At 34.1% G+C, this 25728-nt stretch carries 17 protein-coding genes; 15 read left to right on the top strand and 2 right to left on the bottom strand.

Going from position 1 to position 25728, the window contains the following annotated elements:
- Positions 1-62: 62 nt before the first annotated feature.
- From recO to GQ45_RS09440, 6 genes are all read left to right on the top strand, one after another.
- Positions 63-782 carry a DNA repair protein RecO gene (gene recO / locus GQ45_RS09465; protein WP_047417167.1) on the top strand — a complete coding sequence of 240 codons (720 nt, stop codon included), beginning with the start codon at positions 63-65 and terminating at the stop codon, positions 780-782.
- On the top strand, positions 766-3195 hold the full coding sequence (locus GQ45_RS09460; protein ID WP_047417165.1) for a TonB-dependent siderophore receptor: 2430 nt from the start codon (positions 766-768) through the stop codon (positions 3193-3195). The genes recO and GQ45_RS09460 overlap by 17 nt, the downstream gene beginning before the upstream one ends.
- A gap of 316 nt (positions 3196-3511) precedes the next feature.
- Positions 3512-6952 (top strand): isoleucine--tRNA ligase, encoded by a 3441-nt coding sequence (gene ileS / locus GQ45_RS09455; RefSeq protein ID WP_047417162.1) that lies wholly within the window; start codon positions 3512-3514, stop codon positions 6950-6952.
- Between the two features lie 4 nt (positions 6953-6956).
- Positions 6957-7337 carry a TraR/DksA C4-type zinc finger protein gene (locus tag GQ45_RS09450; RefSeq protein ID WP_047417160.1) on the top strand — a complete coding sequence of 127 codons (381 nt, stop codon included), beginning with the start codon at positions 6957-6959 and terminating at the stop codon, positions 7335-7337.
- A 164-nt stretch (positions 7338-7501) separates the two neighbouring features.
- Positions 7502-8059: a hypothetical protein gene (locus GQ45_RS09445; RefSeq protein ID WP_156125397.1), complete on the top strand. Its 558-nt coding sequence runs from the start codon at positions 7502-7504 to the stop codon at positions 8057-8059.
- Between the two features lie 35 nt (positions 8060-8094).
- The gene (locus tag GQ45_RS09440) at positions 8095-8739 is read left to right on the top strand and encodes a lipoprotein signal peptidase (RefSeq protein WP_047417157.1); all 645 of its coding nucleotides are present in this window, start codon (positions 8095-8097) and stop codon (positions 8737-8739) included.
- Here the strand turns inward: GQ45_RS09440 and GQ45_RS09435 are convergent.
- Complete coding sequence (locus GQ45_RS09435) at positions 8727-9287, bottom strand: 5-formyltetrahydrofolate cyclo-ligase (protein WP_047417155.1); 561 nt, start codon at positions 9285-9287, stop codon at positions 8727-8729. The genes GQ45_RS09440 and GQ45_RS09435 overlap by 13 nt on opposite strands.
- Positions 9288-9806: 519 nt before the next feature.
- Between GQ45_RS09435 and uvrC the strand changes: the two genes are divergently transcribed.
- The 9 genes from uvrC to GQ45_RS09390 all read left to right on the top strand — a co-directional run bounded on the left by uvrC (position 9807) and on the right by GQ45_RS09390 (position 24451).
- Complete coding sequence (uvrC, locus tag GQ45_RS09430; protein WP_047417153.1) at positions 9807-11594, top strand: excinuclease ABC subunit UvrC; 1788 nt, start codon at positions 9807-9809, stop codon at positions 11592-11594.
- An 18-nt stretch (positions 11595-11612) separates the two neighbouring features.
- On the top strand, positions 11613-13886 hold the full coding sequence (locus GQ45_RS09425; protein ID WP_047417151.1) for a patatin-like phospholipase family protein: 2274 nt from the start codon (positions 11613-11615) through the stop codon (positions 13884-13886).
- Positions 13887-14078: 192 nt separating this feature from the next.
- Entirely contained in the window at positions 14079-15242 is a 1164-nt protein-coding gene (hppD, locus tag GQ45_RS09420; protein WP_047417150.1) for a 4-hydroxyphenylpyruvate dioxygenase, read from the top strand.
- 474 nt (positions 15243-15716) lie between these two features.
- The gene (locus tag GQ45_RS09415) at positions 15717-16496 is read left to right on the top strand and encodes a DUF3108 domain-containing protein (protein ID WP_047417147.1); all 780 of its coding nucleotides are present in this window, start codon (positions 15717-15719) and stop codon (positions 16494-16496) included.
- A 133-nt stretch (positions 16497-16629) separates the two neighbouring features.
- Positions 16630-17598, top strand: coding sequence for a tryptophan 2,3-dioxygenase family protein (locus GQ45_RS09410; RefSeq protein ID WP_047420252.1), 969 nt, complete (start codon positions 16630-16632; stop codon positions 17596-17598).
- A gap of 3 nt (positions 17599-17601) precedes the next feature.
- A complete protein-coding gene (locus GQ45_RS09405) occupies positions 17602-18876 on the top strand; it encodes a peptidoglycan DD-metalloendopeptidase family protein (RefSeq protein ID WP_047417145.1) in 1275 nt (424 codons plus the stop codon).
- Between the two features lie 2 nt (positions 18877-18878).
- On the top strand, positions 18879-20516 hold the full coding sequence (gene pgi / locus GQ45_RS09400) for a glucose-6-phosphate isomerase (protein WP_047417143.1): 1638 nt from the start codon (positions 18879-18881) through the stop codon (positions 20514-20516).
- A 174-nt stretch (positions 20517-20690) separates the two neighbouring features.
- Positions 20691-23918, top strand: coding sequence for a carboxypeptidase regulatory-like domain-containing protein (locus tag GQ45_RS09395; protein ID WP_047420251.1), 3228 nt, complete (start codon positions 20691-20693; stop codon positions 23916-23918).
- Positions 23919-24013: 95 nt separating this feature from the next.
- The gene (locus GQ45_RS09390) at positions 24014-24451 is read left to right on the top strand and encodes a hypothetical protein (protein WP_047417140.1); all 438 of its coding nucleotides are present in this window, start codon (positions 24014-24016) and stop codon (positions 24449-24451) included.
- Between the two features lie 118 nt (positions 24452-24569).
- Here the strand turns inward: GQ45_RS09390 and GQ45_RS09385 are convergent, their stop codons facing one another.
- A complete protein-coding gene (locus tag GQ45_RS09385) occupies positions 24570-25613 on the bottom strand; it encodes an endonuclease/exonuclease/phosphatase family protein (protein WP_047417137.1) in 1044 nt (347 codons plus the stop codon).
- Positions 25614-25728: the final 115 nt, after the last annotated feature.

Below are 25728 nucleotides of genomic sequence, written 5' to 3'. Positions count from 1 at the left end.
AAAGTAAATCCCATAGTCCATAAATTCAAAATACTATCTTTGCCGCAACCTAAACCGGCAACATGCAAGTCACCACCAAAGCCATTGTGTTATCTTCTTTAAAATATGGGGATACAAGCTTAATTGTAAAAGCTTTTACGGCTTCTGACGGTATAAAAAGCTACTTACTAAAAGGCGTTTTAGCATCAAGACGAGGAAAATTGAAAACTGCTTATTTTCAATTGTTATCCCAACTAGAAATTGTGGCGTATCATAAAAATAAGGGTACTTTAGAAACGATTCGAGAGGCGAAAATAAATTATCAGTATCAAAGTTTACAAACGAATGTTGTAAAAAATGCCTTAACTTTTTTTTTGGCAGAAATGTTGAGCAATAGTCTTCAGGAAGAAGAAAGCCACCAAAATTTATTCAATTTTTTAGAAGCATCCCTGCAATGGTTAGATACCAATGATGAGATCTCAAATTTTCATATTTATTTTTTGCTTGTTTTAAGCAAGTATCTCGGTTTTTATCCGGAGACTTCTGATTTAAATGCTCCTTATTTTGATCTTCAAGAAGGAGCTTTCGTTATGGCACCATCATTAAATTCTTTAATTTCCGGAGAAAATTTAAATTATTTCAAACAGTTTTTAGGCATAAATTTTGATACAGTACATACTATAAAAATGAACAAGAAAAACAGACAAGAGCTGTTAAATTTGCTTGTTCTTTATTATGAATTACATTTGCACGGATTTAGAAAGCCTAAATCTCTTATGGTTTTAAATGAAGTTTTTAGTTGACATGTATAAAATTATATTTGGTATATGTTTCTTTTTTTTTCAGCTAAATGTAGCTCAAGAAGTTAGCGTTTTAGACTTTGATTCAAAAGATCCTATTTCGAATGTAGCTGTTTTTAATGCTGCCAAAACAAAAACCACCTTAACCAATTCTGAGGGCACTTGTGATTTATCGGCCTTTGACCCTAACGAAGCTATTTTTTTTAAGCATTTAGGGTATGAAATGTATCGTACTACAAAACAAGCCATACTAAAAAAAAAGAACATCTTATTTTTAATTCCCTTATCTCAACAATTAGATGAGGTAGTGATGTCTATCTCCAAATGGCAGCAACAGAAAAAAGAAATTCCCAATAAAATTATAAGTATTGACGCTAAAACAATAGCGTTCGCAAATCCACAAACATCGGCCGATCTACTGCAACAGAGCGGAAAAGTATTTGTCCAAAAGAGCCAACTAGGTGGGGGAAGCCCAATGATTAGAGGTTTTTCGACCAATAGATTATTACTTTCGGTAGATGGCGTTCGCATGAACAATGCCATTTTTAGAGGCGGTAATATTCAAAATGTGATTTCAATAGATCCTTATACTATTAAAAATACAGAAATTATTTTTGGCCCAGGATCTGTAATTTACGGTAGTGATGCCATTGGTGGTGTGATGAATTTTTTTACAAAAAAAGCACAATTTTCAAGTACCGATGCTTCTGAGTTTTCAGGAAATGCTGACTATCGATTATCAACAGCAAATTCTGAAAATACAGGTCATTTCGATTTTAATTTTGGAAAGAAAAAATGGGCTTTTTTAACTAGTGTCAGCTATAATAGTTTTGGAGATTTAAGAATGGGTAAATTTGGTCCAGATTCTTATCTTAGAAATAATTTTGTACAGACCATAGACGGTGTAGATACTCTAGTGCCTAATGAAAACAGCCTAAAGCAAGTTCCTACGGGCTATGATCAAATAAATCTTTTACAGAAAATTGCCTTTAAACCTAATTCTGATTGGGCATTTAATTGGAGTAATTATTATTCAGAAACATCGAACTACTCTAGGTATGACCGCTTAATTCGTCCTGATAGAACTGGTGACGGTTTGCGTTCAGCAGAATGGTTTTATGGGCCTCAAAAGTGGTTGATGAGTAATTTGCAAATTAATAAAAAAGGCAAAAATCTATTTTATGACCAATTTAAAATAACGACGGCCTACCAGCATTTTGAAGAAAGTAGAAATGACCGTAATTTTCAAGACGATATCCGGTACGCTACTAAAGAAAAACTAGATGCCTTTTCCACAAATATTGATTTTGAAAATAAAAAAATTGGGGATTTACAATTGTACTACGGGGGAGAATACATTTTTAATAAAGTTTATTCCACTGGATTTCAAAAAAATATACAAACAAATATCACTGCTCCAACAGCGAGTAGATATCCCGACGGTGCAACCTGGCAAACCTTAGCTGGGTATGTAAATGCATCGTATAAAATACAACCTAATTTAACACTTTTATCAGGAGTTCGCTACAGTCATGTTTGGGTTGATGCAGAATTTCAAGGAGATTTTTATACTTTTCCTTTCGATAATGCCGATTTAAGCACGGGAGCGCTCACGGGCAGTTTAGGTGTAAGTTGGTTTCCCAAAGCAGATTTACAGATTACCGCAAATGCATCTACTGGGTTTAGAGCGCCGAACATTGACGATATTGGCAAAATATTCGATTCCGAACCTGGGTCAGTAGTAGTGCCAAATCCAAATTTAGAGCCTGAATATGCCTATAATATGGATTTTGGAATTCAAAAAAACATAAGAGATAAGCTCACCTTAAAGGGAGCCACTTTTTACACCTATTTAGTAGATGCCTTAGTGCGAAGAGATTTTCAGTTTAATGGATTAAATGAAATTGAATATAATGGAGAATTAAGCAATGTTCAGGCCATACAAAATGCGGCTAAAGCCTATGTATATGGCTTTGAGTTTGGAATAGATGTATACTTTACAGAACGCATATCTTTAGGATCTAACCTAACCCTTACCCAAGGTATAGAGGAGGAAGAGGATGGTACCGATTCTCCAGGAAGGCATGTAGCTCCTACTTTTGGAGACGTGCATTTGACTTGGAAAAATCAAAGGCTAAAAACTGACTTATTTCTAAATTTTAATGGAGAGATAGCCGCTGAGGATTTGGCGATGTCCGAACAGAGTAAAGATTACATGTATGCGGTTGACGCGAATGGAAATTCATATTCACCTGCATGGCATACCTTAAATTTTCGTTCAAACTACACAATTTCTAATGCCTTAAATACCTCATTAAGCATAGAAAATATTACCAACCAACGGTATCGCAGTTATTCTTCGGGGATTGTTGCACCAGGAAGAAATTTAATACTAGCCTTGGGATATAAATTTTAAAAATTGAACTAAAAATAAGCTCTAAAATACGCTAGCATTAATTTCTAGACGGTATTTAGTACTCGTAGAAGGAAATAGAGCTCTATTGTTTTAGCTTATCTCTAGCTTTTTGTAGCGTTTACAATCACTTTTCTCATTTTAGTAGTCTAGATTTTTTACGTTTATGGTGAATATTTTGCTTTATATTTTTGCCATTTTTTAAGCAATAAAAATCATATTTATGCATCGATGCATATCATTTTAAACTTAAGACGATTTATTCAATCTAAATTTATAATTTTGCAGCCTTAAAATGTAGTACCAGAAGCAGTTAATTATGAAGTTTGCGGAATATAAAGGATTAGATTTACCAGTAGTTGCAGAAGAAGTTTTAAACTATTGGAAAGAACATACTATTTTCGAAAAAAGTATCACTAGCCGAGAAGGTAACCAAAGCTATGTGTTTTTTGAAGGGCCACCTTCAGCCAATGGAATGCCTGGTATTCATCACGTGATGGCTAGAACCATCAAAGATATATTTCCACGCTACAAAACCATGAAAGGTTTTCAAGTAAAGCGCAAAGCTGGCTGGGATACCCATGGTTTGCCAATTGAATTAGGTGTTGAGAAAGAATTAGGGATCACCAAAGAAGATATTGGCACTAAAATATCAGTTGAAGACTATAACGCTGCTTGTAAAAAAGCGGTCATGCGCTACACGGATGTTTGGAATAGAATGACCGAGCAAGTGGGCTACTGGGTAGATATGGAAGATCCATACATTACCTATAAGTCTAAATACATGGAAAGCGTATGGTGGTTGCTAAAGCAAATTTACGATAAAGGCTTAATCTACAAAGGCTATACTATTCAGCCTTATTCACCAAAAGCAGGAACAGGATTAAGTTCGCACGAATTAAATCAGCCTGGTACTTACCAAGATGTTACCGATACCACAGTTACAGCCCAATTTAAAAGTCGCCTAGCTCCTAAAGGTGATACCAAAAACGATATTTTTAAAGCATTTAAAATTTCTCCTCCAGCAGAAGGCTTGGAGGAAGATTTCTTTTTCATTGCTTGGACTACAACCCCATGGACATTACCTTCAAACACAGCCTTAACGGTGGGGCCAAAGATTGATTACGTGTTGGTAAAAACATTTAATCAGTATACCTTTGATCCTATTCACGTGGTATTAGCCAAAAATTTAGTACAAAAACAATTTGCCGGTAAGTTTTTTGAAGCTAAAACCGAAGATGACTTTGCTAACTTTTCAAATGAAGATAAAAAGATTCCCTTTAAAATTATAGCAGAAACAAAGGGTGTAGATTTAGTGGGTATCGAATATGAACAATTGATAGATTATGTACAGCCCTACCAAAACGCACAAAATGCCTTCAGAGTCATTGCCGGAGATTTTGTAACGACCGAAGATGGTACTGGTATTGTACATACAGCCCCTACTTTTGGTGCTGATGATGCTTTTGTAGCCAAACAAGCAGTACCCGAAATTCCGCCTATGTTGGTTTTGGATAACAATAACAATCCAGTTCCTTTAGTTGATTTACAGGGTAAATTTAGACCAGAATTAAAAGAATTTGGGGGTAAATACGTAAAAAACGAGTATTACGAAGAGGGCGAAGCACCGGAACGTTCTATTGACGTAGAAATAGCCATTAAACTAAAAGAAGAAAATAAGGCCTTTAAGGTTGAAAAATATGTACACAGTTATCCTAACTGCTGGCGTACGGATAAGCCTATCTTATATTATCCCTTAGATTCTTGGTTTATAAAAGTAACGGAGGTTAAAGACCGAATGTTTGAGCTGAACCAAACTATCAATTGGAAGCCTAAAGCCACGGGAGAAGGTAGATTTGGAAATTGGCTAGCGAATGCAAACGACTGGAACTTATCACGTTCTCGTTATTGGGGAATTCCACTTCCTATTTGGCGAACTGAAGACGGAAAAGAAGAAATCATGATAGGCTCAGTCGCTGAATTAAAAGCAGAAATGCAAAAAGCTATAGCGGCAGGAGTTCTTGAAAATGATATTTTTGATAGTTTTGAAGTTGGGAACATGACCGAAGAAAACTATGATAAAATAGACCTGCATAAAAATATTGTAGATCAAATTACCTTAGTTTCCGCGTCTGGCAAACCTATGAAACGTGAAAGTGATTTGATCGATGTTTGGTTTGATAGTGGAGCTATGCCCTATGCACAATGGCACTACCCATTTGAGAATAGCGATTTAATTGATGAAAATAAAACTTTTCCAGCAGATTTTATTGCTGAAGGCGTAGACCAGACTAGAGGATGGTTTTACACCTTACATGCCATTGCAACCATGGTTTTTGATTCAGTGGCCTATAAGAATGTCGTTTCAAACGGCTTAGTCTTGGATAAAGAAGGTAAAAAAATGTCGAAGCGTTTAGGTAATGCTGCAGATCCTTTTGAAACGATGAATGAACATGGTGCGGATGCAACACGTTGGTACATGATTTCTAATGCTAATCCTTGGGACAATCTTAAATTTGATATTGAAGGCATTGCAGAAGTAAAACGTAAGTTTTTTGGAACATTATACAATACCTATTCGTTTTTTGCACTGTATACCAATATTGATAAATTTCAATATACAGAGGCAGAAATTCCTTTACAGGAACGCGCAGAAATAGATCAATGGATTTTATCGGAACTACATTCGTTAATTAAAACAGTAGACGAGGCGTATGCTGAATATGAGCCCACCCGCGCAACAAGAGCCATATCAGAATATGTACAAGAAAATTTAAGTAACTGGTATGTGCGATTAAGCAGGAGACGTTTCTGGAAAGGCGACTATCAAAAAGATAAAATTTCGGCCTATCAAACATTATATACCTGTTTGGTTACCGTAGCTAAATTGTCAGCTCCTGTTGCTCCGTTTTTTATGGACAGACTTTATAAAGACTTAAACAATACCACACATAAGGAAAACTTTGAAAGTGTTCATTTAGCTGAGTTTCCTGTCTACGATGCAACTATTGTAAATAAGGAATTGGAAAGTAAAATGGCAAAAGCACAGACTATTTCTTCCTTAGTTTTGTCCATACGTCAGAAAGAAAAAATAAAGGTACGTCAGCCATTGCAAAAGATAATGATTCCTATTTTAGATGAAAATCAGAGAGAAGAAATTTTAGCGGTATCCGATTTAATTAAATCTGAAGTAAACGTAAAAGAAATTCAACTTTTAGATGACGCCTCTGGAATTTTGGTAAAACAAATTAAGCCTAATTTTAAAGTTTTAGGTCCTAAATTTGGAAAGGATATGAAGCTGGTAGCCAGTGTGGTAGCAAATTTCACTCAGGAACACATCCAAAAAATTGAACAAGAGGGAGAAATTTCTATTGAAATTGAAAATAAAAGTAGTATTTTACAGTTACAAGATGTAGAGATTACTTCTCAAGATATTGAAGGTTGGTTGGTAGCAAGCTCAGGAAATATTACAGTTGCCTTAGATGTTACCATAACCGAAGGCTTGAGAAAAGAAGGGATTGCACGAGAGTTGGTCAATAGAATCCAGAATTTAAGAAAAGATTCTGGTTTTGAAGTCACAGACAAAATTGACGTTAAAATTTTGAAAGATGGTTTTGTAGAGGATGCCGTTGCCAGTAATATAGAGTATATTAAAACTGAAACGCTAACCGCAGAATTAAATTTCGAAGAGAAATTAGAAAATGGTATGGATATTGCTTTTGATGATGTGAATACCAAATTGTTTATTCAAAAACATTAAGATTATGGTTGATGATTTAAAAGTTAGATTTTCTGATAAGGATTTAGCAGAATTTAAAGTTCTTATTGAGGAAAAAATAGTAAAGGCAAAAAGCCACTTGGAGCTTTTGAAAAGCTCGTATATGAATGATGGTAATAACGGTACAGATGACACCTCACCAACATTTAAGGCTTTTGAAGAGGGCTCTGAAACGATGAGTAAGGAAGCAAATACGCAGTTGGCTATTCGGCAAGAAAAGTTTATTCGCGATTTAAAAAATGCCTTACTGCGTATTGAGAACAAAACCTATGGTATTTGTAGAGTTACTGGTAAATTAATCAATAAGGAACGCTTAAAATTAGTACCGCATGCTACCCTTAGTATTGAGGCAAAAAATATGCAATAAATTCATAAATTAAATCAAAAAAGATCTCTGATGATAAATGCTTAGTCTTTGCATTGTATTTTCAAAGATCTTTTTTTGTACCTAAATGTAAGCTTTAAGCCATGAAGAGTTTTGTGCTTTTTTTTATTTTTTTCTGTATTCAGGGAATGAATGCTCAAAAAAAAGTGCAAAAAACAATTTTTGATACGCAGGATACGGCTATTGAAATAAATGCTAATAATTGTTTTTTAGTAACTATTACCACAGCTAAAACCAATGAAATTTCAGTAGAAGCCCAAATGGATGGGGAATACAGCAATGATTTATTATTAAATGTTCATGAAGAAGGTAAAACCTTATTGGTGAATACTTCATTTAGCCCCGTATTTGAATTGCCTAATGATAAATTAGCAGCGCATAAAGTACTCTCAATTTCTTTAAAGATTACTATTCCCGAAAACATGAAAGTTGAGCTCTATGGCACTCATTGTACGGTTAATGCTACAGGAAAATACCAAAATATTACTATTGCTTTAAATGATGGAAATTGTGTCTTGAGGAATGTTAGTTATAATGCACAAGTAACAACCCAAAGTGGAACAATAGAAGTATATACTAAAAGTGGAAGTGTAACTGCGATTTCAAAATATGGAAAGGTAATTTCAGAAAAAATTGCTAACGGTATACATCAATATAGTTTGAATTCTGTTACTGGAAATATACATATTTATAAAACCGAATAATATACCTATTTTTACAACTTTTATTATAATACGGGATGAATTTAAAGAAATCATTAATACTTGTTGCCATCATATTAGTCATAGATCAAGTAAGTAAAATCTATGTAAAAACACACTTTACCATGAATGAAAGTGTGGAGGTTTTTTCTTGGTTTAAGTTTGTGTTTATAGAAAATTCTGGAGCCGCTTGGGGAACTAAATTAAGTGATTTTTTACCAATTTCGGAAGAAACTGGCAAGTTGATATTAACGGTATTTAGACTTTTTGCGGTTATTGGTATAGGCTATTGGCTTTTTGACACCGTACGTAAAAATTTATCCAAGACTTTAGCTATTGCTATCTCCTTAATTTTTGCAGGAGCTATCGGCAATATTATTGATTCTGTTTTTTATGGAACTATTTTTAGTGAAAGTGTTTATGGAGGTCCTGTGGCCACTATGTTTTCCGATGAGCCTTATGGGAGTCTTTTTCATGGTAAAGTAGTCGACATGCTTCACTTTCCGTTTATAGAAAATGCAATATGGCCTGCTTGGGTGCCTTACTTTGGAGGCAAAACTTTTAGTTTTTTCGAACCCGTCTTTAATATTGCTGACATGGCCATAAGTACGGGGGTAGGTATTTTGTTAGTCTTTAATAAAAAAGCTTTCGCAAAGTCCGAAGAAGAGGATCAAAATGAGTAGATTTTACTAGGAGTAATACAATAATCTAAGGGAATATCTGCCTCAAAAACATCATCGATTTTAGAAATTGATTCGAAAAAAGACACCCCTATTTTGATGACATCTGGTTTGCAGCTTGCTAAAAAAGCATCGTAATATCCTTTTCCGTAGCCTACTCTATGGCCACGTTCATCAAAAGCAAGCAAAGGAATAAAAACAACGTCTATTTTGTTTGCGTCAATTTCAAAACCATCTACAGGTTCTGGAACATTCCATTTATTTTTTTTGATCAAGGTATTATCGGTGAGTAAAAAATGTTTTAGCTGTTGATCAGCGACCATTTTCGATAGTATAATATTTTTGTCTCTACCCTGTAAAATGCTCATGAGATAGGAAGTGTCAATTTCCTTTTTTTCTGTAATGCTTAAAAAAATATGGTAGTTTGTAAATTGCCAAATTGGTAGGTCGAGTATTTTATTGGCAATAGCGATACTTAGATCTGATATATTTTCAGGAGTTAAGGCGGAGCGTAAGGAAGAAAAGTTTATGCGTAGATTTTTTTTAAGCATATTTTTTGCTTAAAAATAATGATTTAAAAATTTGTTGGTATAGCCAATGTGCTTATTCTTTTCCAGCAACAGCAACGTAAATTTTAAAAAAAATCATTAAAATCACATAAGTTCCTAAAGTAATGATATAATTTTCCATAGCAAGGGTAATTTTATTTGACCTAAATGTAAATAAAAAAACAATAAGACATCTACAAAGTGCATCATTTAATCGTTGAAATGCACGTTTTTAGCAAAAGTTTATGAATTTTAAGACTATAGAACAGTAAAAGACACACTAAAAACTTGAATTTGCAGCTAAGCCAAGGTGAAACGTAGACCTGTGGAATTTTTAAAAATTAAATCTTTAAGCTTTGACATTCTGAAGAAAGTGCCCAATACTTTTTCATAGGTTTTGGAATATTTATTTTTTAGTTTCAGCCTCAATAGTTCACGTTAAAGTGCCTTAAAAGTTATCGCCTTTCATAAAAACGCAGTAATTTAACGGAGTCAAATTTTGTTTTTTTTATAACCTGATTAATGCAAGAACCTTCTTTACAAATACAGCTGAGTACACTGCCAGATAACCCAGGGGTGTATCAATTTTATGACGCGGATGATAAAATTTTATATGTTGGTAAAGCAAAAAATCTAAAAAAAAGGGTAAGTTCTTATTTTACTAAAAACCATGACACAGGCAAAACTCGTGTGTTGGTAAAAAAAATTAAGGCTATAAAACATATTATTGTTCCTACGGAGTCCGATGCTTTGTTGTTAGAAAATAACCTTATAAAAAAATACAGACCTCGTTATAATGTTTTATTAAAGGATGACAAATCTTACCCATGGATTTGCATAAAAAACGAGCGTTTTTCTAGAATTTTTCCAACGAGAAGACATATAAAGGATGGCTCAGAATATTACGGCCCTTATACCAGTATGAAAACCGTGCGTACCTTACTCGATTTAATTAAGAGTGTATATCCCCTGCGAACTTGTTCTTATGACTTGTCTGAAGAAAAAATTGAGGCGGGTAAATATAAACGCTGTTTAGAATATCATTTAGGTAATTGCAAAGCACCTTGCGAAGGTGATCAAAGTTTAGAAGAGTATCAAAAACAGGTCGCAGATATTCGAGAAATTATAAAGGGCAACTTTAAATCATCGGTACAGTATTTTAAACATCAAATGAAGGCTTTGGCTGACGATATGCGGTTTGAGGAGGCGCAACTCATCAAAGAAAAAATTGATGTTCTTGAGAATTATCAAGTGAAGTCTACGGTCGTAAATCCAAAAATTAATAATGTTGATGTATTCTCAATAATATCAGATGAAGCCTTTGCCTATATAAATTTCTTTCAGCTATCACATGGCTCTATAGTTAGATCTCACACCTTAGAAATAAAGAAAAAACTCGATGAAACAGATGAGGAACTGCTGGAGTTGGCTATTGTAGAAATTCGCCAAAGATTTCAATCTGATTCGAAGGAAATATATGTTCCATTTGAAGTAGTTACAGACTTAAACTTAAAGGTTACTGTTCCTAAATTAGGGGATAAAAAAAGAATTTTAGAACTATCAGAACGCAATGCAAAGTTATACAGGCAGGAGCGCTTTAATCAAATTAAAATTATAGATCCTGATCGGCATACGAATAGGCTAATGGCTCAAATGAAAAAAGATATTCGTTTATCCCAAGAACCTAGGCACATTGAGTGTTTTGATAACTCGAACATTCAAGGCTCTAATCCGGTGGCGGCTTGTGTAGTTTTTAAGGATGGAAAGCCATCTAAAAAAGACTACCGACATTACACGATAAAAACAGTGGTTGGTCCTGACGATTTTGCATCTATGGAGGAAGTAGTTTTTAGGCGGTACAAAAGATTGCTAGAAGAAGAGGAGCCGTTACCACAGCTTATTGTTATTGATGGTGGAAAGGGACAGTTGTCGTCAGCCCTAAAAAGTTTAGATGTCTTGGGTTTAAGAGGAAAAATTGCCATTATTGGTATTGCGAAACGATTAGAAGAAATTTATTTTCCAGGTGATTCAATTCCCTTATATTTAGATAAAAAATCTGAAAGCTTAAAAATAATTCAGCAATTACGTAATGAAGCACACCGGTTTGGGATTAGACTACACCGAAATAAACGAAGTACTGGGGCGATAACATCAGAGTTATCTACTATTGAAGGTGTCGGTGAAAAAACAATTGATGAGCTTCTTAAAAAGTTTAAATCGGTAAAAAGGGTCAAAGAAGCCTCCCTTGAAAACTTGTCTGCTGAAATAGGGATGGCAAGGGCAAAAAAAATTTATGATGCCTTTCATTAAAGCGTTAAGTGATACACTATGTGCAATAAAAAATTAATATTTCTTCTCTTATATGCCTTGTGTAGTTGGAGTGCGTTTGCTCAAAACGATAAAACCGATAAACCTGTAAAAGTAGGCTTGGTTTTAAGTGGTGGTGGGGCTAAAGGCTTTGCGCATATTGGTGCTTTAAAAGTGATTGAAGAGGCTGGAATAGAGATCGATTTTATTGGAGGCACTAGTATGGGAGCCATCGTCGGTGCTTTATATGCTTCTGGATATTCTGCAAATCAGTTAGATTCTATTTTTAGAAGTACAAATTTTACCGAGCTCATTCAAGACAATCTGCCCCGAGATGCAAAAACCTTTTATGAGAAAGAAAACTCAGAAAAATATGCCTTAACATTACCCTTTAATAATTTTAAAATATCATTTCCATCGGCGATATCTAGTGGGCAAAACATCTATAATAAATTGGTAAAAATGTTGTATCACGTTCATGAAATAGAGGATTTCAACAAGCTTCCAATTCCGTTTTTTTGTATTGCCACCAATGTTGAAACTGGAGATGAAGTATTGTTAAATAAAGGATATTTACCAGCAGCGATAATGGCTAGTGGAACGTTTCCTTCCCTTTTTGAACCCTCTGAAATAAATGGTCAGATTTTAATCGACGGCGGTGTCATCAATAATTACCCTGTAGATAGGGTGCTTAAAATGGGGGCAACTCATATTATAGGAATCGATGTGCAACATGGCCTTTCAAGTCGTGAAAACCTATCATCAGCAACAGAAATTTTACTTCAAATAAATAATTATAGAACCGTAAAAGACATGGTTTCGAAGGCTGAAAAAACAGATATTTATATAAAACCAGATATTGAGAAATATTCCGTAATTGATTTTAATTTGTTTGATGAAATCATCAACAAAGGTGAATTGGCAACTAGAGAACATTATGCAGCACTCAAAAAGTTGGCCATTCAGCAAAATAGAACAACAAGCGCTAAACCTGCTATAGTAATTCAAGATACTATAGTGATTAATGACTTAATCATCAATGGAAGCGAAAATTATTCTAGAGGTTTTATTAAAGGCAAACTAAGATTTCCGTCAGACAATGTAATTTCATTTCAAAAATTACAAAAAGGATTTAGTAATTTATCTGCGAGTGGCAGTTTTAAAAGTATCAGGTATACCTTAAAATCTAACGAAGGCAAAACGGATCTTATTTTAAACCTTAATGAAAATCCAAACAAAACATTTATTAAGATGGGAGTGCACTATGATAACCTCCTCAATAGTGCAGGACTTATAAATTTAACAAAAAAAAACATTCTAGTAGATGATGATGTTGTTTCATTCGATTTTATTATTGGAGATAATTTAAGGTATAATTTACAATATTATATAGACAAAGGAAGCTATTGGAGCTATGGTTTTAATTCTAGGTTTGTGGGTTTTAATCAGCGGCTAAACTATCGCATATTAGAATCTAATTTTGATGTGCCTAATGATCCGAATATCAATTTCATTAATTTAGATGTATCAGATTTAACCAATCAAATTTACGCACAAACAGTCATAAAAGAAGAATTTGCTTTTGCTTTAGGGCTTGAACATAAATTATTAAAATTTAGCACTAGAACTATCGGTCAATTGTTGAACCCTAGTGTGCCCAACACCAATAATGGCCTTAATAATGACAGGCTGTATTTTGAGAATAGCAGCTTTTATAGCACCTATGGAAAGTTAAAGTTAGATACCTATAATGATAAATTTTTCCCAAGTACTGGACTGTATTTTGAGGGCGATTTTCACTTATATCTAGCTTCATCTGATTTTAATGATAATTTTAAGGAGTTTTCTGTGGCACAAGCTAGAATGGGCGCAGCATTCCCAGTATTTAAGAATATTTCTTTAAACATAGAAACAGAAGGTGGTTTTAAATTAGGAACATCACCCGTGACCTCTTTTGATTTTGTTTTAGGAGGTTTTGGTGCAGTTAAAATAAATAACTTTACACCCTTTTTTGGATATGACTTTCTTAGTTTGCCTGGGAATAGTTTTGTAAAAGGATTAGCTAAATTAGATTATGAATTTGTGCCAAAACATCATCTAATTTTTGCAGCTAATTATGCCAATGTAGATGATGATTTGTTTAGAACAGGAGAATGGTTTACCGCACCTGATTTTTCAGGCTATGGAATAGGCTATGGCTGGGAATCTTTCATCGGGCCTGTACAATTTAACTATTCGTGGTCCCCAGAACGTTCAGATGGTAATTTATTTATTAGTGTTGGTTATTGGTTTTAAGTGTTTTTTTCAAGGATTTACTATTAGAGTAACAGAAAAATCATACTTTAATTACGATATTTGTAACATGTTACAATGTAGAGTTGATATTACAGCCCATCTTCGAGCCATGTGGTAAGGTCGCATTGGCCCTTAATACCACAAATGTAAAAGACATCAAAACATCCTTAAAATTTAATTCAAAAAAACATCATGGCAGCAGAAATAAAAAACTTAAAAGATTTAAAAAATACAGAATATTCTTTAAAAAAATTATTCAAAGAGGCGGAGGATTTTTTGCCATTACTTGGTACGGACTACGTAGAGCTCTACGTAGGGAATGCAAAGCAATCCGCCCATTTTTATAAAACGGCCTTTGGCTTTCAATCTGAGGCCTATGCCGGTTTAGAAACCGGTGTAAAAGACAGGGTGTCCTATGTTTTAAGACAAGATAAAATACGCTTAGTATTGACGACTCCATTGTTAAAAGACGGAGAAATAAATGCACATATTAACGAACATGGAGATGGGGTTAAAGTAGTTGCTTTATGGGTAGAAGATGCTGCCAAAGCTTTTGAAGAAACCACCAAAAGAGGGGCCAAACCTTATTTGCAACCTACCAAAGAGGAAGATGAAAATGGCTACGTGGTTCGTTCAGGTATCTATACTTACGGTGAAACGGTGCACATATTTGTAGAACGTAAAAATTATAATGGTATTTTTTTACCAGGATTCAGAAAATGGGAATCACATTATAATCCAGAACCAACAGGTTTAAAGTTTATAGACCACATGGTGGGCAATGTTGGTTGGAATGAAATGAATACCTGGTGTAAATTTTATGGTGAAGTAATGGGTTTTGCACAAATAGTTTCGTTCGTAGATGATGATATTGCTACTGATTATACTGCCTTGATGAGTAAGGTGATGAGTAATGGCAACGGACGTATAAAATTTCCGATAAATGAACCCGCAAAGGGCAAAAAGAAGTCACAAATTGAAGAATATTTAGATTTTTACAACGGCCCTGGAGTGCAGCACATGGCCTTGGCGACAGATGATATTGTGGCTACGGTAAGTGCTATGCGAGATCGTGGCGTAGAGTTTTTGTACGTACCAGAAGAATATTATGACGATTTACTAGAACGTGTTGGAGATATCGATGAAGATGTTGAAGTACTAAAAAAACACGGTATTCTTATCGATAGAGATGAAGAAGGATATTTATTGCAATTATTTACCAAAACCATCGTCGACAGGCCCACTTTATTTATTGAAATTATTCAGCGTAAAGGGGCGCAGTCATTTGGAGTGGGTAATTTTAAAGCACTTTTTGAAGCGATTGAAAGAGAACAGGCCGCGAGAGGCACCCTTTAAGAATGATACAAATCTTAATTAAAAATTAAAATTCTAATACCAATCTATAAAATACTGTTAAGACTATAGTTAAAGTACGTTAAAAGCATTTTTAATTTCAAGCTTTGTTTTAAATTTGTTATCAAATAAGGGGTGGTTCCCTTATTAACTTTAAGTATTGGTTTTTCATAATTTAAAGTTTGGTTGGTTATTTAGGGAAAGCCCAGTGGAAACACTGGGCTTTTTTTATGAAGGAAACTTATTCAGATAGCTACTCTACATCTTTTTACGATGACTATTTGAGCTATTTTCTGTTAATTTTAAAGAGAATGTTGAAAGGAAAAAACACCTACACAATACTTTGGAATAAATTTTGTTTATCTATACGGATAATGCAGATATTGTAAAAAAAGTTTTTGCTAATTTTACCATATTAGCCTTTTCATTAAAAAAATGGTGTTGATTTTTTTGAGGCATCATCCAAGCTAAAAAAATATGAAGAAAATAGTAGTTTTTGTTTTAACTATTTGGAGTATAGGTGCTTTTTCTCAGGAGACAAGTACCCCTTTCACATCGGGAGAATGGCTTAAGTTTAGAATTCATTATGGAATATTTAATGCAAGTTCTGCAACATTACATTTAACCAATGATAATTTGAATGGAAAAAGTGTGTATAAGGTTCGAGGTGAAGGTAAAACTACTGGAGCTGCGCGAATTTTTTATAAGGTAGATGATGTTTACGAAAGTTATTTTGATAAAGAAGATGGTAAACCCTATAGGTTTGTTCGAAAAATAGATGAAGGTGGCTATACCAAGGATATTGAAATTAATTATGATTACACCAAAAAACAGGCCGAGCTAAACGATAAAAAAAATAATAAAAAGCAAAACTTTACCATAACCAATAGAGTACAAGATTTAATTTCAGCTTTCTATTACATTCGGAAAAATTATGATTTCGAAGATTTAGTCATAGGTGAGTTTATAAAGTTAGACATGTTGTATGATGATGATGGTATTTTTCAATTTAAATTAAAGTATTTAGGTATCGATACCTTAAAAACTAAATACGGAAAAGTACAATGTTTAAAATTTAGACCTTATGTACAATCTGGTCGAGTTTTTAAAGAAGAAGAAAGTCTATCACTTTGGGTTTCTAACGATTTAAACAAAATTCCGATACGAATAAAAGCAGATATTGCGGTAGGATCTATTAAAGCAGATTTAGATGGATACAATGGCTTAGAGAATCAATTTAAAATTATAATGGATTGATTTTTTCGGGTATAGGTTCTTTTTTGAAGAATCTCTGGTAATAATTACAAGGTACAGTATTAATAGCTTAAACTTTATGTTATTTTTGTCCATAACATAGATGGTGTTATGCTGTCAATTAAATTTTCTTAATTTGGAAAATAACGAAAATATAAAGCTGCAAATATCAAAACTAGAAGAGAAGTATAAAGATTCTGGTCAGGACCTCAGCTCGTACCTGGATGGTCTTTTGTACGAGCGTTATTTAACATACTGGGACTATATACACTTAGACACCCTTTTGAGCCTTCAAATACCCAGAACACACTTTCCTGATGAAGAGATTTTTATCATGTATCATCAAATTACTGAATTGTATTTTAAACTAATTTTGCATGAGCAGAAGCAATTGGTAGACGATAAAACGCAAGAAATAGCTTTTTTTGTTGAAAAGGCAAATCGGATTAATAGTTATTTTAAGGTGTTAATATCTTCATTTGGAGTGATGATCACTGGTATGCAGCGTGAGCAATTTCTTCAGTTTAGAATGGCGCTTTTGCCCGCTAGCGGTTTTCAGTCTGCCCAATATAGAATGATTGAAATGTATGCCACTCCTTTAGAAAATTTAGTGCATCATACCCAAAGAAACTCTTTCTCTTCGGAAAACAGTATCGAGGATTTGTACGAAAATATATATTGGAAAAAAGGGGCAACGGATAAAGATACGGGTGAAAAAACCTTAACCTTAAAACAATTTGAATACCGCTATACGCCAAGATTTATACGAATTGCAAAGCAAATAGAAAATAAAACAATCTATCATAAATACCTGCAATTACCAACAGAAGATCGTGAAAATAAAGAGTTGATTAAGGCTTTAAAAGATTTAGATTTGAATGCCAATGTTAACTGGCCATTAATGCACTTGGGTTCAGCGTATAAATATTTAGCGAAAGATAAAAAACCAATTGACGCTACGGGAGGCACCAACTGGAAAGAATATTTACCGCCAAGTTTTCAAAAAGTTATTTTTTTTCCAGAATTATATTCTAAAGATGAGTTAAATGATTGGGGAAAACAATGGATAGACCATATCTTTAACCCCGAAAAAATAGAAAATTAAAAGATGCAGAGAATTTATATCATACTGCTAAGCTGTCTTCTTATAGCTTCATGTAAAGACGAAAAAATATCAAACGATGCTAATGAAAAAGTAGAAATAATAGAAAAACCAGTCGTGATTGAAGCTTATGGTTTTAATTTAAACGATTTTGTAGTTTTAAGAGACACCGTTCGTAAGGGCGATATTTTTGGCGATTTAATGCTAAAGAATAAGGTAGATTATCAAAAAATATTCAGAATTTCGACTGAATTTAAAGATACATTTGATGTTCGTAAATTTAATGTGGGTAAGCCTTATGCCATTTTAAAATCTAAAGATACTTCAGAAGTTGCTCAATTTTTTATTTACGAAGACGATAAAATAAACTATACCGTATTAGATTTAAGAGATTCTATAAACGCCTATAGAAGTAAAAAGAATGTAAAATATGTAGACAGAGTGGCCTCTGGAGTCATAAATTCTAATTTATCAGTAGCGATAAATGAGCAAGGTATAGATTATATGGTCACGAATAATTTATCTGAAATTTATGCTTGGTCTATTGATTTTTTTAGATTGCAAAAGGGAGATAAATTTAAAGTTTTTTACAAAGAAAAATATATAAACGATACTATTTATGCTGGAGCAGAACCTATTGAAGCTGCTTATTTTGAACATAATGGAGAATCATTCTATTCTTTTGCCTATCAAATTGATTCCTTAAATAAGGTAACAGAATACTATAATGAAGAGGCTAAAAATTTGAGAAGAACCTTTTTAATTGCTCCTGTAGAATTTAAAAAGGTAAGAATTTCTTCGCGTTACAATTTAAATAGAAGAATTGCCTATTATGGCTATAAAGTTAGGCCACATAAAGGCACCGATTATGCCGCACCTATGGGGACTCCTATTATTGCTACCGCTAATGGTACTGTTGAAGAATCAACCCGTAGGGGAGGGAACGGAAAGTTTGTAAAAATAAAACACAACGGAACTTATAGTACCCAGTATTTACATATGAAAAACCAAAATGTAAAAAAGGGGCAGTATGTAAAACAAGGCGATGTTATCGGTTGGATTGGAATGACGGGAAATTCAGGTGGTCCCCACGTTTGTTATCGCTTTTGGAAAAACGGAGTGCAAGTAGACCCTCTAAGAGAAAAACTTCCTGTAGCGGATCCTATTGCAGACTCATTGAAAACAAAGTATTTAGCGTTTATAGCGCCTTTAAAATCAAAATTAGATAGTATTCCTTATACTGAGGTTACTTTAGATAACCAACTGATAACAGAAAATTAATAATGGCATTACAATCGATCAATCCGACGACAACAAAGGCGTGGAAAAAATTAGAAGCACATTTTGAAGCAACGAAAGACCATCAAATTAAGGAGTACTTTAATACCAATTCCAATAGAGCATTAGATTTTAGCATTACTTGGAATGATTTTTTAGTTGATTTTTCCAAAAATAGAATATCTTCAGAAACCATTCAGTTAGTCTTAGAATTAGCGGAGGAAGTGCACTTGAAAGAAGCTATTCAAGATTATTTTTCAGGAGTTCTTATTAATGAAACTGAAAATCGTGCGGTTTTGCATACGGCTTTGAGAGCTAAGAAAACCAACTCGGTTTTGGTAGATGGCGCTAACGTTATGCCCGAAGTTTATGAAGTAAAAAATAGGATTAAAACGTTTTCAGAAGCCATTATTTCAGGAGCAAAAAAAGGATTTACAGGAAAAGCTTTTACTGATGTGGTAAATATTGGCATTGGCGGATCTGACCTAGGGCCTGCTATGGTGGTAGAGGGCTTAAAGTTTTATGGAAATCATTTAAAAATGCACTTTGTAAGTAATGTCGATGGTGATCATGTTTTTGAGACCTTAAAATACTTAAATCCTGAAACGACCTTATTTGTGGTGGTTTCAAAAACTTTTACCACACAAGAAACTTTGAGCAATGCAACCACCATTAAAAAATGGTTTCTACAACACGCCACTCAAGCCGATGTTGCCAGGCATTTTGCTGCCGTATCTACCAATACCGAAAAAATAAGTGAGTTTGGTATTTCAGCCGAAAACGTATTTCCCATGTGGGATTGGGTTGGTGGTCGTTTTTCTTTATGGAGTGCGGTAGGTCTTTCTATTGCATTAGCTGTAGGTTATGAAAATTTTGATGCGCTATTAGTTGGTGCTAACGAAATGGATGAACATTTTAAAACAGCAGATTTTGAGGATAATATACCCGTTATTTTGGGCTTGTTAAGCATTTGGTATAATAATTTTCACGGGGCAGAGACGGAAGCTATTATTCCCTATACACAATATTTAAGTCGTTTTTCGGCCTACCTTCAACAAGGTATCATGGAAAGCAATGGCAAAAGCGTAGATAGGAACGGAGATGTGGTTAATTACCAAACCGGAACTATTATTTGGGGAGAGCCAGGAACTAATGCCCAGCATGCTTTTTTTCAACTAATACATCAAGGTACAAAGCTAATTCCAACTGATTTTATTGGCTATAAACACTCTCTTTATGGAGAGAAAGATCACCACAACAAGTTAATGGCTAACTTTTTTGCTCAAACCGAAGCCTTGATGAATGGCAAAGAAGCTGAGGAGGTAAAAAAAGAGCTTTCTACGTCGAAAATGACGTCTAGTGCTGTTGAAAAGTTAATTCCTTTTAAAGTTTTTAAAGGCAATAATCCTACAAATACGATATTGATTAATTCCCTAACGCCCAAAAGCTTAGGAGCGCTTATCGCCATGTACGAGCATAAAATATTTGTACAAGGGGTGGTTTGGAATATTTTTAGTTACGACCAGTGGGGTGTTGAATTAGGAAAGCAACTCGCGACAACAGTATTAAATGATATTGAAAACTCAGAAATGTCTAAACATGACGCTTCTACATTGAATCTTTTGCATAATTTTAAGATTTAAATAGTAATTATCAAATTTCTTAATAAAGTCTAATAACTTCTTCTTTTTCAAGGTTTAAGTTTCTTTTTTTATGTTAATTTTGGCAAAACTAATTTAACGTTTTGTTAATGTTCAAGTGTAATAAATGTTACACTTTTGCAACAAAATAAAAAACTAAAAATAACACTTAGAAAAATGAAAAAAATGTACTTCGCGATTGTCGCATTTTTATTTACGGCAATTGCATTTTCACAAGGGGTTACTACAGCTTCCATTGGTGGGCAAGTAACTGACCAAACAGGCGAGCCGTTACCAGGAGCAAGCGTTGTGGCAATCCACACACCTTCAGGAACTACCTACGGAGCCGCAACTGATTTTGATGGGTATTACAGAATCTCAAACATGAGGACTGGTGGGCCTTATCAAATTACAATTTCGTATATCGGTTACGAGGATTACAAAAATGATAACCTCTTCTTGAATTTAGGAGATACTCAAAGAATTAGCACTCAATTAGGTGAGGCCTTAAATGCACTTGACGAGATTGTGGTAGTAGCACAAGCTAATGGTGTTTTCGATTCAGGAAAAACAGGCGCAGAAACAAATGTAAGTCAAAGACAAGTTACTAGCCTTCCTACTATTTCCAGGGATATTTCTGATTTTGCTAGGCTTACCCCACAAGCTAAAGTTTCTGGAGATAATATCATTTCTGTTGCAGGGCAGAACAATCGTTATAATGCCATTTATATTGATGGTGCTGTCAATAATGATGTATTTGGTCTTGCTGGAAGTGGTACCAATGGTGGTCAAACAGGAGTGAGCCCTATTTCATTAGATGCTATAGAATCATTTCAAATTAACGTAGCTCCTTTTGATGTAAGACAATCTGGTTTTGCAGGTGCTAGTATCAATGCTATCACTAAATCTGGAACAAACACTACGGAAGGTTCTGTTTACGGATTTTATAGAAATCAGGATATGGTTGGTAAAACACCTGTTGGCATAGCTGGAGATAACGAGAGAACTAAATTAGATGAATTTTCAGCCCAAACTTACGGTATTCGTGTTGGAGGGCCAATTGTACAAGATAAATTATTCTACTTCGTTAATTACGAAAGACAAGATAATGAAACACCACAGCCTTTTGATATAGGCACCTACAGAGGAGCTGCTACGGCAGCAGATCTTCAGCAACTTTCTGATTTTCTCGTTAATAACTATGGATATAATCCAGGAGGATATGCAAATAATACATCAAGTCTTGTAAGTGATAAATTAATCGCTAAGATTGACTGGAATATTAATGAAAATCATAAACTTTCTTTAAAACACAGTTACGTAAAGGCAGTTGAATTCGATGCTCCTGGTTCAAACCAAGGCTCTATTAGTTTTCTTAATGGAGCAATTGATTTTTCCTCAACTACAAATTCGACAGCTTTAGAATTAAATTCTAAAATTGGGGATAATATGGCGAACAATCTTGTTGTGGGTTATACTACAGTTAATGATGATCGTAATTTTGTTGGAAATCCTTTTCCAGCGGTAGAAATTAGTGCAGGATCTACAAACGATAGAATATTTTTTGGATCTGAAGCCTTTTCTACTGCAAATTTGTTAGAACAAAGCGTACTAACAATAACCGATAATTTTGAGATTTATTCGGGTCCTCACACTATTACTATAGGAACTAATAACGAATTTTCTTCTGCAAAGAATGTGTTTTTTGGTCGTAATTTTGGGTACTATAGATTTAGTAGTTTAAATGACTTTTTAACAGGTCAAAGTGCTAATAGATTTCGTCGCGGATACTCACTTTTAGGAGGTATAGGGGATAACTCTGAAGGGGCGGCTGAATTTGATATTTTTCAGTTTGGTTTATATGTACAAGACATTGTTAACGTAACAGATAATTTTAAATTTACCATGGGAGCTCGAATTGATATTCCTTATTGGGCAGATGGTTTAGCTAATGATGATTTTAATACAAGAACAGTGGCTTTATTAGAAGCAAATGGTAAAGATTTAAAAGGAGCTAGAGTTGGTCAAGGAATTAAAGCAAATGTACACTTTTCACCAAGGGTAGGTTTTAATTGGGATGTGAATGGTGATCGTTCAACTCAAATAAGAGGTGGATTAGGAGTGTTTACTTCAAGGATTCCATTAGTTTGGCCAGGTGGTGCATATAACAACAATGGATTAACAGCTGGTCTTTTGGATTTATCAGGTGGTGCTGTTCCTGCATTTAATCCAGATGTAAATCAACAGTTTTCTAATCCAGCTCCTGGAACAGGAGGTTTAGGAGGTAATATAGATTTGTTTGAAGAAAACTTTAAATTACCCCAGATTTTGAAGATGAATATTGCATTCGACCAAAAATTACCAGGAGGTTTTACACTTTCTACTGATTTTATTTGGAATGATAATATTACGGCTATTGCTTATGAAAATTTAAACTTAGCAGGCCCGCAATTTGAAACAACTGGTGCAGGGTCTAGAGTAAATTATAGAAACGTAAGATTAGACGGTACTTACAATGAAATATTTTTGGCTTCAAACACTGGAGAAGGTAGCTCTTATAATGTTAGTGGAACTTTAAGTAAAGATATTTTTACACCTAAAGTTGATATTAGAACTTCGGCAACTTATTCTTATGGTGATTCGGATGTATTAATAGATGCAACGTCGTCACAGAACAGTTCTCAATGGCAAAATTTAGAGACTGTAAACGGCTCCAATAGACCAGTACTTTCAAGATCTGATTTTTCACCAGGTCACCGTATTATTGCGAATTCTACCGTTGAATTAAAGTGGACTGAAAATCTTAGAACAAGATTAGGTTTGTTTTATGAAGGAGCAGTAGGAGAGCCATTTAGTTATGTGGTAGCCGGTAGTGGTTTAATCAATGATACTGGAGCTTTTGCTTCGGCATTAGCATATGTGCCAAGAAATGAAGCAGAAGCTCAATTAGATTTCTTTAGAAATCGTGGCACAATAATACCAGGTACACCAACCCCTGCTGAGCAGTGGGCGGCTTTAGATGCTTTTATCGAAGGTGATGATTACTTACGTGATAGAAGAGGTCAATTTGCAGAAAGAAATGCAAGTAGAACTGATTGGATACACATATTAGATTTAAAATTTGCCCAAGAATTTCGTTTTCAGGTAGGAAAAACTCTAAATAGAATTGAATTTACCGCTGATATATTTAACTTTACAAATCTTTTAAATAAAGAATGGGGAGTTAGAACATTTGCTAACTTTAACCAGGTACAATTGTTAAATTTTGCAGGTTTTCAATCAGATGGGACTACACCTAATTTTACGTATAATGCTAGTGCGCCAGATACAAAAAATATTATTGATGATGCTGGCTTAAATTCATCAAGATGGCAAATGCAATTAGGACTTAGATATAGCTTCTAATTTTAAAACTATTAAAATTTAAAAACCCTGCTTCGGCAGGGTTTTTTTATGCCTAAAATTTACTATTTTTAACGTACAAACTAAATTCAAAAACCATGTACGAAATAATTTTTAACCTGCATTCTTTTTTAGCCTATATCGTTCTTGCCATATTGGGGATAGCCCTTATAAATGCCATCTTGGGATTAACAGGAAAAAAAGATTTTACCTTAGAAAAAGATTTTAGAATAAGCCTTTTTGCACTAATTCTTTCTCATCTGCAGTTGTTGGTTGGTTTGGTGCTTTATTTTGTTTCTGCCAGAGGATTTAGCGCAATTCAAGAATTTGGTATGGGCGGCTTAACTTCCGCTGCTCGTTTATTAGCGGTTGAACACCCCTTTATAAACATCCTTGCCCTGGTTTTTATTACCATAGGTTGGTCAAAACATAAAAATTTAATGGAAGCGAGTAGAAAATTTAAAACAATTGCCATTTTTTACGGAATAGGTTTGTTACTAATACTAAGCCGTTTGCCTTGGAGTCAATGGTTTTAAAAAAATAGCAAAAGCCCCCTAATCCTAAAGGGAGAATGGCATATATTACGAAAATAAATAAGGAATATCTTTAAAAATTTAAAGAGTTCTCCCCCTTTGGGGAAGTTAGAGGGGGCTGTTATGGGGCTTTGGATTCTTTTATCAAATACATATACACAGGAAAGTGGTCGCTGAAGCCACCTACATAATTTCCTCCGGCATAGGTTCGCAAGGGGTAGCCTTTGAACCTGCCACTAGGGTCAATTAAATAAGATGGAGCGTAAACAAAAGCTTGCCAAAATGAATACGTCTTCTTGTGCTTAGTGATCAAATTAGAGGTAAAAAAAAGCTGATCAAATAAATTCCATTTATCTCTATAGGCTAAAGAACCTATTCCTTTTTTGTGCAAGCGTTCCATAGGATTATAAAGGTCGTTAGGTTCTAAATTTGTAGACTCGCCCTTAGTTTTCAATATTTTTTTAAGACTATCACTTGTGGGATCGTCGTTAAAATCACCCATGCTTATAATCTTTGCGGATGCATCAAACCTAACAATTGAATCTATGATTCTTTTGTTTAATTCAGCGGCTGCCATTCTGTTGGGTTTACTTCTTGCTTCACCGCCGCTTCGAGAAGGCCAATGATTTACAATAAAATAAAATTGCTCATCGTCTAAAAAACCACCAACCACTAGTTGGTCACGTGAATAATCTCTAAAGCCATCTTCATTAAACAACAGCAAACGATGACTTCTAAAAGTGTTGGGTATAAATGCCGCCTTTTTATACAATAAAGCAACATCTATTCCGCGTTCGTCGGGAGAATCAAAATGAATTATTCCGTATTCTTTATTTTTTAAATGATTATGCTGAATTAAATCTTCTAAAACGGCTCTATTTTCTATTTCACATAAGCCAATAATATCGGGAGAAGTTTTTGGGATGTCAGCGCCAATTTCTGATATTACTTTAGTGAGCTGCTCAATTTTTTTAAAGTAGCGGTCCAATGTCCATTGATCTTTGCCTTCTGGTGTTCGGTCATCATCGAAGCTTAAACTGTCATTTTTTATATCAAATAAATTCTCAACATTATAGAAAGCAATGGTTCTTATTTGATATGATTTCTTTTGAGCCATTAGGTTGAAAGAAACGCTGTATATCAAAAGAAATAAGACAATATTCATTTTATTAATAAAAAAATTATTATATAATCACAAAAATAAGTTAATTTGTAAGATAATAGCTGTTGTATTGTTAATAAAATGAACATGAATAAATAAAAATCTTACACTTTTATTT

The organism is Cellulophaga sp. Hel_I_12 (genome assembly GCF_000799565.1).
Lineage (GTDB): Bacteria > Bacteroidota > Bacteroidia > Flavobacteriales > Flavobacteriaceae > Cellulophaga.
Note: the sequence above shows the minus strand (reverse complement) of the source record. Positions and strands in the feature narration are given on the sequence as shown.